Source organism: Roseateles sp., from assembly GCF_046300915.1.
In the GTDB taxonomy this organism is placed as follows: Bacteria; Pseudomonadota; Gammaproteobacteria; order Burkholderiales; family Burkholderiaceae_C; genus Kinneretia.
Genome location: NZ_JBKCLH010000045.1, coordinates 20,735 through 27,575, shown reverse-complemented (window position 1 = coordinate 27,575; position 6,841 = coordinate 20,735). Strand labels below are relative to the sequence as shown.

General features: G+C 65.5%; 7 protein-coding genes. 3 read left to right on the top strand and 4 right to left on the bottom strand.

The features are described from left to right. Positions 1–813: SulP family inorganic anion transporter (locus tag ACK5F2_RS03460; protein WP_409862817.1), on the bottom strand; the 813-nt coding region annotated here is incomplete at its 3' end. A gap of 160 nt (positions 814–973) precedes the next feature. Beyond that, on the bottom strand, positions 974–3,019 hold the full coding sequence (gene metG / locus ACK5F2_RS03455) for a methionine--tRNA ligase (RefSeq protein ID WP_409862816.1): 2,046 nt from the start codon (positions 3,017–3,019) through the stop codon (positions 974–976). Positions 3,020–3,781: 762 nt separating this feature from the next. Here metG and minC point away from each other — a divergent pair. The 3 genes from minC (at position 3,782) to minE (ending at position 5,861) form a co-directional block, all read left to right on the top strand. Next, on the top strand, positions 3,782–4,633 hold the full coding sequence (minC, locus tag ACK5F2_RS03450; RefSeq protein ID WP_409862819.1) for a septum site-determining protein MinC: 852 nt from the start codon (positions 3,782–3,784) through the stop codon (positions 4,631–4,633). Between the two features lie 129 nt (positions 4,634–4,762). Beyond that, a complete protein-coding gene (minD, locus tag ACK5F2_RS03445) occupies positions 4,763–5,575 on the top strand; it encodes a septum site-determining protein MinD (protein WP_133605354.1) in 813 nt (270 codons plus the stop codon). 22 nt (positions 5,576–5,597) lie between these two features. After that, the gene (gene minE, locus ACK5F2_RS03440) at positions 5,598–5,861 is read left to right on the top strand and encodes a cell division topological specificity factor MinE (RefSeq protein WP_133605353.1); all 264 of its coding nucleotides are present in this window, start codon (positions 5,598–5,600) and stop codon (positions 5,859–5,861) included. Between the two features lie 24 nt (positions 5,862–5,885). Here minE and ACK5F2_RS03435 read toward each other — a convergent pair whose 3' ends face one another. Both ACK5F2_RS03435 and ACK5F2_RS03430 read right to left on the bottom strand, forming a co-directional pair. Next, complete coding sequence (locus ACK5F2_RS03435; protein ID WP_409862814.1) at positions 5,886–6,164, bottom strand: VF530 family DNA-binding protein; 279 nt, start codon at positions 6,162–6,164, stop codon at positions 5,886–5,888. Next, positions 6,157–6,747: a 1-acyl-sn-glycerol-3-phosphate acyltransferase gene (locus ACK5F2_RS03430; protein ID WP_409862812.1), complete on the bottom strand. Its 591-nt coding sequence runs from the start codon at positions 6,745–6,747 to the stop codon at positions 6,157–6,159. The genes ACK5F2_RS03435 and ACK5F2_RS03430 overlap by 8 nt, the downstream gene beginning before the upstream one ends. Between the last annotated feature and the right edge of the window lie 94 nt (positions 6,748–6,841).

Here is a 6,841-nt window from a genome sequence, read left to right as displayed (position 1 = left end):
GAGCGTGCAGCGCCTGGTCATCCCCACCCTCACCATCGCCCTGCTGGGCGCCATCGAGTCCCTGCTCTGCCACTCCAGGGCCGGCCAGGCAAAGTCCGGCAGGCCGGCCGGGATGCCGCCGAAGCGGCTGCCTATGGTCTCCAGCGGCAGCTGCAGGCCCCAGGCCGCCAGACCGGCGGCCACCAGGGCCACCAGGGTGGGTGGCAGGGGCTGGAGGCGCGCCGGCAGGCGTGGCCACAGCAGCACCAGGGCTGCGCAGGCCAGGCCCATCAGCAGGGCCAGGGGATTGAACTGGTGCAGATGGGCGCCCAGGGCCTGCAGCTGGCCGAAGAAATCGGCCGGCATCTGCGCGATGTGCAGGCCCAGCAGGTCCTTGAGCTGGGACAGGGCGATCAGCACCGCGATGCCATTGGTGAAGCCGATCACGATGGACACCGGGATGTAGCGCACCAAGGCCCCCAGGCGCAGCGCGCCCAGGGCCAGCAGCAGCACGCCGGCCAGCATGGTGGCGATCAGCAGATTGGCCAGGCCGTAGCGCTGCACGATGCCGTAGACGATGACGATGAAGGCGCCGGCCGGCCCGCCGATCTGCACATTCGAGCCGCCCAGGGCCGAGATCAGGAAGCCGGCAATGATGGCCGTGGCCAGGCCCTGCTCGGGCTTGACGCCCGAGGCGATGGCAAAGGCCAGGGCCAGGGGCAGGGCAACGACGCCCACCGTGAGGCCGGCGCCGGCGTCAGCGAGGAGCTGGCGGCGGGAGTAGCCGCGCAGGCTGTCGAGCAGGCGCGGGCGGAAGGGATGCAGCGGGACCATGGGCTCTCCGGTTCGTGGCGGGACGACGGGGGGAGAGCGGGCCGGGTGGTCCGCAGTGGTGGCGCCGGGCGATGAAGCGCCGGCGCCGGCTGATCAGCAGGCAGCGGGTGGCCGGGGTGAAGGCGAGCATCGCGCGTTCGGCCCCCTCGCCCCGCCTGCCTCAGCGCACCCGCATGCCGGGCTGGGCGCCAGGGAAGGGCTCCAGCACGAAGATGCCGGGGTGGGCCTTCTCGTCGGCGTGGCTGGCGGCCAGCACCATGCCTTCGCTGATGCCGAACTTCATCTTGCGTGGTGCCAGATTGGCCACCATCACGGTGAGCTTGCCTTCCAGATCCTCGGGCTTGTAGGCACTCTTGATGCCGCTGAAGACATTGCGGGTCTTGCCCTCGCCCACGTCCAGGGTCAGGCGCAGCAGCTTGTCCGAGCCCTCGACATGCTCGGCCTTGAGGATCTTGGCGATGCGCAGATCCACCTTGGTGAAATCGTCGATCTTGATCTCGGGGGCCAGGTCTTCACCGCCGGGTACGACCTTGGGGGCCGCAGGCGGCTCGAACAGGGCTTCCAGCAGCTTGGGGTCCACGCGCTGCATCAGGTGCTCATAGGCGCCGATCTGGTGGGCACCCAGGGCGCGCTGCGCGTCGGCAAACTGCAGCGGCTCCACCTTGAGGAAGCTTTCTACGCGCGCCACCAGGGCCGGCAGCACCGGCTTGAGGTAGATGGACAGCAGGCGGAAGGCCTCGATGCAGACCGTGCACACATCCTGCAGCACCTGATCCTTGCCTTCGAGCTTGGCCAGCTCCCAGGGCTTGTTCTGGTCCACGTACTCGTTGACGCGGTCGGCCAGCAGCATGATCTCGCGCAGGGCCTTGCCGAACTCGCGGGTCTCGTAGAGCTCGGCAATGGCGCCGGCCTGGGCGCGCAGGCCGTCCAGCAGGGCGCGGCCTTCCACGCCCACATCGGCCGAGAGCCGGCCCTCGAAGCGCTTGGCCAGGAAGCCGGCGGCGCGCGAGGCGATATTGATGTACTTGCCCACCAGATCGCTGTTGACGCGGGCGACGAAGTCCTCGGGGTTGAAGTCCAGGTCCTCGACCTTGCTGTTGAGCTTGGCGGCCAGGTAGTAGCGCAGCCACTCGGCATTCATGCCCAGGCTCAGGTACTTGAGCGGGTCCAGGCCGGTGCCGCGGCTCTTGCTCATCTTCTCGCCGCCGTTGACGGTGAGGAAGCCGTGCACGAACACATGGTTGGGCGTGCGGCGGCCGCTGAAATGCAGCATGGCCGGCCAGAACAGGGTGTGGAAGTAGGTGATGTCCTTGCCGATGAAGTGGATCTGCTCCACGGACGGGTCGGCCATGAAGGCATCGAAGTCGCGGCCGGTCTTGGCGAAGTAGTTCTTCAGCGAGGCCAGGTAGCCGATGGGGGCGTCCAGCCAGACGTAGAAGTACTTGCCCGGCGCGTCGGGGATCTCGATGCCGAAGTAGGGCGCGTCGCGGCTGATGTCCCAGTCACCCAGGCCGCCATTGCCTTCCTCGTCCTTGGTGAACCATTCCTTGATCTTGTTCAGCACCTCGGCCTGCAGGCGGCCCGGGGTCTGGGTCCACTGCTCAAGGAACTCGACGCAGCGCGGGTCGCTGAGCTTGAAGAAGTAATGCTCCGAGCTCTTCATCACCGGCGTGGCGCCGGTCAGTACCGAGAAGGGGTTCTTCAGCTCGGTGGGTGTGTAGACCGCGCCACAGACCTCGCAGCTGTCGCCGTACTGGTCCTTGGCGCCGCACTTGGGGCACTCGCCCTTGATGAAGCGGTCCGGCAGGAACATGGACTTCTGCGGATCGAAGAACTGCTCGATGGTCTTCACCGAGATCAGCTCGTTGGCGCGCAAGGCCTTGTAGATGGTCTGCGAGAGCTCGTGGTTCTCGGCCCCGTCGGTGGAGTGCCAGTTGTCGAAGCTGATGTGGAAGCCATCCAGATACTGCTTGCGGCCCGAGGCGATATCGGCCACGAACTGCTGCGGCGTCTTGCCTGCCTTCTCGGCGGCAATCATGATCGGTGCGCCGTGGGCATCGTCCGCGCAGACGAAGTGCACCTCCTGGCCCATCATGCGCTGGAAGCGCACCCAGATATCGGCCTGGGTGTACTCCATGATGTGGCCAATATGGAAGTTGGCGTTCGCGTAAGGCAGGGCGGTGGTGACGAAGAGCTTGCGGGTCATGTGGGGCGATCGCAGAAGTTCGGCGGCGCCGGGAGCAGCGCTGCGCAGAATCGCGGATTTTAGGGGCTGGCGCCGAGCGATAGACGCAGGACGGCGGGCCCATGCGATGGGAGTGGCACGGAATTCAAGCCTGGCGATCCCGCCGGCCCAAGTCGTTTCCATGTCGACCGCATCAGGCTGATACGCACGGCTTCACTTAGCTCCGGAAGTTCAAGAAAAACTTAAGGTCTGCGCTTAAGTTTTTGATTTGTATAGGCCAGCTGGGCTATCCACTGCTTCTGTGGATAACTTTGTGGAGAAGCCGATTCGGAGCCGTCTAAAGCCTTGTGGCATGGGCAGATGCATTGGCTTGCTGCATTTTTGTGCAACCAGCAAAGATCTATATAAATCAACAACTTAGGAATTCGTCGGGAAAACGAGGAGCTGCGGCGCAACACATGGCCCTGCTCAAGTGCTGCGGGCTCTCGCTGCGCTTGAAATGGGGATAAGTCAAGTGTCGATGTGCAAAAGTCGCACACCTAGGGAGGCTCGCCAAGCCTATTCACCGTGCTTGTGGACAAGCTTGTGAAGCAGTCTTCAATAGCGCACCCAAGTCCTTGATTTGTAATGTCGTGACTTGGAGTGCCTCATTTTTGGGCGGGCTTTGGCGCGGGTCTTCCCGGGGCCAATGCTGAAGAGCGCAGCTTCGCGGACCGCTAAAATCGTGAACTTTGCAGCACAGCAACGCTAATGACGCAGCAACAAGCGGCCCTCGAGGGCCTGATGAAACAGGCCGAGGGAGTGCCGGGGCGGCAGACCGGGAGCAAGGCTTCAGCGCGCGCGCAGGAGCACTTCGAGCTCAAGAGTGCCACCCTGGGCCTTTTGGTGCTGCAACTCAAGACCGCCGATCTGGCGGTGCTGGCCGCCGAACTGCAGCAGCGTCTGGGCAGCACGCCCGAGGTCTTCGACCGCGAGCCTTTGTTGATTGATTTCTCCCAGCTGCCGCAGCCTGTCGCGCCCGCCGCGCAGGCGGCCCAGGGTGAGCTGGGCCTGGGCGCCGAGCCGGCCCTGGATTTGGTGGCCCTGCTGTCGCTGCTGCGCGCCTACCGGATGCAGCCGGTAGCTGTGACCGGCGCCGGCCCCGACCTGCTGGCCCGGGCGCTGGAGCAAGGGCTGGCCGAAGCGCCCGATGTGGACCCGGCCCCGCGCGCCGAGCCACGGGTGCAGGAGGTGGTGCGCGAGGTCATTCGCGAGGTGGTGGTGGAGCGGCCGGTGCCGGTGGAAGTGCCGGCCGAGGCGCCGCGCACCCTGGTCATCGACAAGCCCCTGCGCTCGGGACAGCAGGTCTATGCCAAGGGCGGCGATCTGGTCGTGCTGGCCCTGGTGAGTCATGGCGCCGAGGTGATTGCCGATGGTCACATCCATGTCTACGCCCCGCTGCGCGGCAAGGCCATCGCCGGCGCGCGCGGCAACACCGAGGCGCGCATCTTTGCCGCCAGCCTGGAGGCCGAGCTGATCGCGATTGCCGGCATCTACCGCACCACCGAGAACCCGCTGCCCGACACCGTGCTGGGCAAGCCTGCCCAGGTGCGCCTGGAGGGCGAGAAGCTCGTCATGGACCCGTTGAAGACATGACCCCCCCCTACGCGCTGCGCGCGCCCCCTCAAGGGGGCACACCCGAAGGACCGGCAAAGCCGGATCCTTGGGTGTCGCGCGGGACATCAAAAGCATGCGAGCCACCAGTTTTTCTAAGGACCTGAATCGATGAGCAAGATCGTTGTCGTGACTTCCGGCAAGGGCGGGGTGGGCAAGACCACCACCAGCGCCAGCTTCGCCACGGGCCTCGCCATGCGCGGCTACAAGACCTGCGTGATCGACTTCGACGTCGGCCTGCGCAACCTGGACCTGATCATGGGCGTGGAGCGCCGCGTGGTCTATGACCTGATCAATGTGATCAACGACGAGGTCAAGCTGGCCCAGGCCCTGATCAAGGACAAGCAGCTGGACAAGCTCTACATCCTGGCCGCCTCCCAGACCCGTGACAAGGACGCGCTCAAGCAAGAGGGCGTGGAGCGCGTGCTGGACGAGCTCAAGGCCATGGAGTTCGACTACATCGTCTGCGACTCGCCGGCCGGCATCGAGACTGGCGCGCTGATGGCCATGCACTATGCCGACGAGGCCCTGGTGGTGACCAACCCCGAGGTATCCTCGGTGCGCGACTCGGACCGCATCCTGGGCATGCTCAATAGCAAGACCAAGCGCGCCATCGAGGGCAAGGAGCCCGTCAAGGAGCACCTGCTGATCACGCGCTACAACCCCAATCGCGTGGAAGGCGGCCAGATGCTCTCGCTGGAGGACATCCACGAGATCCTGCGCACCCCGCTGATCGGCGTGATCCCCGAGAGCGAGACCGTGCTGCAGGCCTCCAACCAGGGCTTGCCTGCCATCCACATGAAGGGCACGGATGTGGCCGAGGCCTATGCCGATGTGGTGTCGCGCTTCCTGGGCGAGGACAAGCCCATGCGCTTCATCGAGGCGGTCAAGCCCGGTTTCTTCAAGCGCCTGTTCGGCCGTTGAGCAGAAAGGAAAAGGCAGCCAGATGGGATTCCTGTCCTTCTTTCTCGGCGAGAAAAAGAACACCGCCAGCGTCGCCAAGGAGCGCCTGCAGCTGATCCTGGCGCATGAGCGCAATGGTCGCAGCTCCAGCCCCGACTACCTGCCCCAGCTGCAGCGTGAGCTGGTGGCGGTGATCTCCAAGTACGTCGCCATCAACCCCGGCGACATCAAGGTGCATATGGAGCGCGAGGGCAACCTCGAAGTGCTCGAAGTGAAGATCGAGCTGCCGGAGCCCGGCAAGGCCTGACCCTCCTGCGGCGCTGCAGCCGATTCAGCCGCCGCGGCCCGGGCCGCGGCGTGCCTGCTCCCGCAGCATGAAGAGGTAGAGGCTCTCCACCTTGGCGCGGGCCCAGGGCGTCTTGCGCAGGAACTTCAGGCTGGATGCCACACTCGGCTCGCTCTGGAAGCAGCGAATCGCAATGCGCTGCCCCAGTTCCTGCCAGCCGAAGTGCTCGACCAGCTCGCTGACGATCATCTCCAGGGTCTTGCCCTGCAGCGGGTCCTTGCTGGGGCGTGCCGGTGCCGGCGCGGGCGCGGTGGCCTCACTCATGGTCGAACTGGCGCCAGTTCTTGCCCTTGAACTGGGCGTAGTAGGCCTTGATCTCGCGCATATCGGCTTCCACATCGCCGGTGGGCCTGAACACCGGCCCCAGGCCGCTGAGCTTGCGCTCGTAGTCCATATACGCCATCACGATGGGTACCTGCGCCGTGTGGGCGATCCAGTAGAAGCCGGTCTTCCAGTAGCGCGTCTTGCTGCGCGTGCCCTCGGGCGGCACGATGAGCTGCACCGGGCCGTCCGCCGCCACCAGGGCTGCGGCCGAGGCCGCCACCAGATTGCTGGACTGCTCGCGGTTCACCGCGATGCCACCCAGCCAGCGCATCACCGGGCCGAAGGGCCAGCGGAAGATCTGCTGCTTGCCCATCCAGTAGATGTTCAGGCGCAGGGCAAAGGCCACCATCAAGGTGTAGGGCAGGTCCCAGTTGCTGGTGTGGGGCGCGGCAATCAGCACGCACTTGGGCTGGCCCGGCGGCAGGCTGCCGTCGAGCTTCCAGCCGCGGAGTTTGAGAAAGCCGCGCGAGAAGGCGCGCAGCGCGGTGTTGACGCCGGGCGTCGTGAAGATGGTGCGATGCATGGGGACCTGGGGAGGGGGCTCAAGACGCCGTTGCGTCAGGCTGAATCCCCGATTGTCCCAAAGCTCTGCCCGTTTTTCGGGCAATCCAGATCAA

Bases quoted from the DNA above. Each gene is read 5' to 3' on its own strand.
- minC (WP_409862819.1), top strand. From the start codon at position 3,782: ATGAAACAGGCCGAGGGAGTGCCGGGGCGGCAGACCGGGAGCAAGGCT.
- ACK5F2_RS03430 (WP_409862812.1), bottom strand. From the start codon at position 6,747: ATGCATCGCACCATCTTCACGACGCCCGGCGTCAACACCGCGCTGCGC.
- minD (WP_133605354.1), top strand. From the start codon at position 4,763: ATGAGCAAGATCGTTGTCGTGACTTCCGGCAAGGGCGGGGTGGGCAAG.
- metG (WP_409862816.1), bottom strand. From the start codon at position 3,019: ATGACCCGCAAGCTCTTCGTCACCACCGCCCTGCCTTACGCGAACGCC.
- ACK5F2_RS03435 (WP_409862814.1), bottom strand. From the start codon at position 6,164: ATGAGTGAGGCCACCGCGCCCGCGCCGGCACCGGCACGCCCCAGCAAG.
- minE (WP_133605353.1), top strand. From the start codon at position 5,598: ATGGGATTCCTGTCCTTCTTTCTCGGCGAGAAAAAGAACACCGCCAGC.